This is a genomic window from Streptomyces alkaliphilus (assembly GCF_014141535.1).
In the GTDB taxonomy this organism is placed as follows: Bacteria; Actinomycetota; Actinomycetes; order Streptomycetales; family Streptomycetaceae; genus Streptomyces; species Streptomyces alkaliphilus.
Genome location: NZ_VKHT01000417.1, coordinates 1 through 4,354, shown reverse-complemented (window position 1 = coordinate 4,354; position 4,354 = coordinate 1). Strand labels below are relative to the sequence as shown.

General features: G+C 72.5%; 3 protein-coding genes. 1 reads left to right on the top strand and 2 read right to left on the bottom strand.

Going from position 1 to position 4,354, the window contains the following annotated elements; genetic code table 11:
* Positions 1-39 precede the first annotated feature (39 nt).
* Both FNQ90_RS14120 and FNQ90_RS14115 read right to left on the bottom strand, forming a co-directional pair.
* A complete protein-coding gene (locus FNQ90_RS14120) occupies positions 40-1,437 on the bottom strand; it encodes a M18 family aminopeptidase (RefSeq protein ID WP_228471170.1) in 1,398 nt (465 codons plus the stop codon).
* Positions 1,438-1,623: 186 nt separating this feature from the next.
* Positions 1,624-3,450, bottom strand: a complete 1,827-nt coding sequence (locus tag FNQ90_RS14115) for an acyl-CoA dehydrogenase (protein WP_182606707.1) — start codon at positions 3,448-3,450, stop codon at positions 1,624-1,626.
* 161 nt (positions 3,451-3,611) lie between these two features.
* Between FNQ90_RS14115 and FNQ90_RS14110 the strand changes: the two genes are divergently transcribed.
* Positions 3,612-4,205, top strand: coding sequence for an SseB family protein (locus FNQ90_RS14110; RefSeq protein ID WP_182606706.1), 594 nt, complete (start codon positions 3,612-3,614; stop codon positions 4,203-4,205).
* Positions 4,206-4,354: the final 149 nt, after the last annotated feature.

Below are 4,354 nucleotides of genomic sequence, written 5' to 3'. Positions count from 1 at the left end.
GGGAGGGCGTGAACGGGACGGGCGCGGGCGCCGGGGCGCTCAGCGCACCCCGCCCGCCGGTCCCGGCGCGGAGACGAACGCCTCCAGCGCCCGGGTCAGGAAGTGCGGGTCGGCCGCTCCGCACAGCTCCCGCGCGGAGTGCATCGACAGGATCGCCGCCCCGACGTCCACGGTGGCGATGCCGTGCCGGGCGGCGGTGATCGGACCGATCGTGGTGCCGCAGGGCATGGCGTTGCTGGAGACGAAGCTCTGCCACGGCACGTCGGCCCGCTCGCAGGCGTCGGCGAACACCGCGCGGCCGATACCGTCGGTGGCGTACCGCTGGTTCACGTTCACCTTGAGGATGGGGCCGCCGCCCGCGATCGGCCGGTGGTCCGGGTCGTGCCGCTCCGGGTAGTTGGGGTGCACGGCGTGGCCGGTGTCGGAGGACAGGCACACGCTCCCCGCGTACGCGCGGGCGCGGTCCTCGAAGGAGCCGCCGCGCGCGGCGACCATCCGGTCCAGCACGCCACCCAACAGGGGGCCCTCGGCACCGGTGTCGGCCTGGCTGCCGTTCTCCTCGTGGTCGAAGGCGGCCAGCACCGGGATCACCGGCTCCCCGGCGGTGTTCGCGCCGCCGGCGGTCGCGGCGTTCACCAGCGCGACGGTGCCGGCGTGCACGGACAGCAGGTTGTCCAGGCGGGGCGCGGCCAGCAGTTCGCGGTCCCGCCCCAGGAAGGCGGGCGGCTCGACGCTGTGCGTCATCAGGTCCCAGCCCGCCACCTCGCCGGCACCCACCCCGGCCTCCTCGGCGACGAAGGCGATCAGCTCGCCCTCGGTGGGCCGGCCCAGGCCCCAGATCGGCATCAGGTGCTGCTGACGGTCCAGCTTCAGCCCTTCGTTGACCTGCCGGTCGAGGTGGATGGCGAGCTGCGGCACCCGCAGCAGCGGGCGGTCCACCAGCACGTTCACGGTGGTGCCGTCGCGCAGCACCAGCCGCCCGGACAGGCCCAGGTCGCGGTCGAGCCAGGTGTTGAGCAGGGTGCCGCCGTAGATCTCCACGGCGATCTGCTTCCAGCCGGCCCGCCCGGTGTCGGGGAGGGGCTTGACCCGCAGGTTGGGGGAGTCGGTGTGCGCGCCGACGATCCGGAACGGCGTGGCGGGCGTGGCCCCCTCCGGCACCCACCAGGCGATCAGGGCACCGCCGCGGATGACGTACCGGCCACCGGCCCCGGAGGCGGTGTCGTCCCAGGCGTCGGTCTCCAGCAGCCGTCGGAACCCGGCCTTCTCCAGTCGGGCGGCGGCGTTGGCCACCGCGTGGTACGGCGAGGGGGAGACGGCCAGCCAGGCGGCCAGGTCCTCGGCGTGCGCCCGTCCCGCCGCGTCGACGGTGGCCTCGGGGGCGGGGACCTGCCGGGAATCACCGGTGTGGGGGGTGTGCGCCATGCGTCTCAGCATACGGAAGCGCCCTCCGGCGCTCCCACCGCGCCGGCCGGGCACGACCCCGGATGGCCTGTGACGGAACCCCTGGTGGAGGGGCCCGGCCACCCCGGGAAACGCGCGGGCCCCGGCCCCTCCGCGCGGGAGGTGCCGGGGCCCGGGCCGGCCCGTGGGGCCGGCTCCGGGGTGCCCGTGGGGGACCGGTCAGAAGGCCGCCTCGTCCAGCTCCATGATCGACAGGTCGGTGCCCTCGGCGACCGCGCGGGCGACGGCCACCTGCGGCAGCACCTCGCGGGCGAAGTGCTTCGCCGCGGCGATCTTGCCGGCGTAGAACGCCTGGTCCTTCCCGCTCGCCGACGGCAGCTTCTCCGCGGCCACGACGGCACCGCGCAGCAGCAGGTAGCCGACCACGACGTCACCCGCGGCCATCAGGAAGCGGGTGGTGTTCAGGCCCACCTTGTAGAGGGACTTCACGTCCTTCTCGGTGGCGGCCAGGTCGGTCAGCAGGATGCCGACCAGGCCCTCCAGCTCACCGGCGGCGCGGGCCAGGGAGTCCCGCGCCCCGGCCAGTTCCTCGCCGCCCGCGGCCTCCGCGAGGAAGCCCTTGATCCGCTCGGACAGCGCGGTCAGGGCCTGGCCCTGGTTGCGGACGATCTTCCGGAAGAAGAAGTCCTGGCCCTGGATGGCGGTGGTGCCCTCGTAGAGGGTGTCGATCTTGGCGTCCCGGATGTACTGCTCGATCGGGTACTCCTGGAGGTACCCGGAGCCGCCCAGGGTCTGCAGCGACTGCGCGAGCTGCTCGTAGGAGCGCTCCGAGCCGTAGCCCTTGACGATCGGCAGCAGCAGGTCGTTCAGCGCCTCGGCGGCGGTCGCGTCCTCGCCGGCGGCCTGCTTGGCCATCACCTCGTCCTGCACGGTCGCGGTGTAGAGCACCAGCGAGCGCATGCCCTCGGCGTACGCCTTCTGGGTGAGCAGGGAGCGGCGCACGTCCGGGTGGTGGGTGATGGTGACGCGCGGGGCGGTCTTGTCGGTGGACCGGGTCAGGTCCGCGCCCTGGACGCGCTCCTTGGCGTACTCCAGCGCGTTGAGGTAGCCGGTGGAGAGGGTGGCGATGGCCTTCGTGCCGACCATCATCCGGGCGAACTCGATGATCTTGAACATCTGGCGGATGCCGTCGTGCTTGCCGCCGAGCAGCCATCCCACGGCGGGCTCGTTGGCGCCGAAGGTCATCTCGCAGGTGTTGGAGACCTTCAGGCCCATCTTGTGCTCGACGTTGGTGGCGTAGACGCCGTTGCGCTCGCCGAGCTCACCGGTCTCGGTGTCGAAGCGGAACTTCGGCACCAGGAACAGGGACAGGCCCTTGGTGCCCGGCCCGTGCCCCTCGGGGCGGGCGAGCACGAAGTGCATGATGTTCTCCGACATGTCGTGCTCGCCGGAGGTGATGAAGCGCTTGACGCCCTCGATGTGCCAGGTGCCGTCCTCCTGCTCGACGGCCTTGGTGCGACCGGCGCCCACGTCGGAGCCGGCGTCCGGCTCGGTGAGCACCATGGTGGCGCCCCACTGGCGGTCCACCATCAGCTGCGCGATGTGGTGCTGCTCCTCGGTGCCCTCGTCCTGGATGACGCTGGCGAAGGCCGGGCCGCAGGCGTACATCCACACGGCGGGGTTGGAGCCCAGGATGGTCTCGGCGAAGGCCCACAGGAGGGAGCGGGGGGCCACGGTGCCGCCGAGCTCCTCGGACAGGCCCAGGCGCCACCACTCGGCGTCCATGTAGGCCTGGTAGCTCTTGCGGAAGGCCTCCGGCACCGGCGCGGTGCGGGTCTCCGGGTCGTAGACCGGCGGGTTCCGGTCGCCCTCGGTGTAGGAGGCGGCCAGCTCGTTCTCCGCCATTCGCGCGATCTCGCTCAGCACGTTCTTCGCCGTGTCCACGTCCATCTCGGCGAAGGGACCCGTGCCGTACACCTCGTCACGGCCCAGGACCTCGAACAGGTTGAACTCGATGTCCCGAAGATTCGACTTGTAGTGCCCCATGGCGGCGACTCCGTTGGTGTCGGGGGTGGGTGCTCGTCGGTGCCGCTGCCGGGGGCAGCGGTGGGCGCCGGCAATACCGGTAGGTAACCACCATCATGCTACCCACCGGTAATAAGACGCAAGCGGTTCTCGGTCGGATGTGAGTCGTTACGCTTTCGCCCATGTACGGCTATGACCAGACCGCGTACGGCTCCCCGCACGGCCAGCCCGGTCAGCCGGGCCACCACCAGCACGGACAGGGCGGGGCCCCGGGGCCGCACGAACAATCCCCCTACGGCGGGCAGAACCCCGGCGCCGGCTACGGCGACCAGGGCGGCTACCCCCAGCAGGCGGGCAACGGCTACGGCACCCCCGATACCCGGACCGGGCGGACGGGCGCGGGCGGGACCGCCCCGGCGGCACCCTCACTGGCCGACGCGTTGCGCGCCTACGTCTCCGGCGGGTTGTCCACCGAGGAGTTCCAGGACGTCTTCTGGGGGGCGAAGGTCTACTGCCCACGGGGCGAGAACCCCGGCTTCCTCGCCGTGCAGACCACGCAGGAGCCGGTCATCCCGCTGTTCACCTCCCTGCGCGAGTTGCGCCGGTACGCCGGCAAGGAGTCGCGGTACTTCACCGTCACCGGCGGTGAGGTGCTCGACCTGCTCCCCGCCGGATACGGCTTCGCCTTGGACATGGAGGGGGAGCACCGCATCGTCTTCGACGCCAAGGCGGTCGTCGACATGACCGACTACGCCATGCGTCGCGTCTACGGCTGACGCCCCGCGCGCCGGGGCTCGTCCCGACGCGGCCCCGGCCCTCCGGCCCTCCGGCCCCGACACCGAACCCCGGTGTCGGGGCCGTTCCCGTTTCCCGCGCCGGCCCGCACGCCCCGCTTCCCGCCCGAACACCCCGAACACCCCGAACG

Excerpts from the sequence above, each read along its gene's own strand:
- FNQ90_RS14120 (WP_228471170.1), bottom strand. The coding sequence starts at position 1,437 with ATGCTGAGACGCATGGCGCACACCCCCCACACCGGTGATTCCCGGCAG.
- FNQ90_RS14115 (WP_182606707.1), bottom strand. The coding sequence starts at position 3,450 with ATGGGGCACTACAAGTCGAATCTTCGGGACATCGAGTTCAACCTGTTC.
- FNQ90_RS14110 (WP_182606706.1), top strand. The coding sequence starts at position 3,612 with ATGTACGGCTATGACCAGACCGCGTACGGCTCCCCGCACGGCCAGCCC.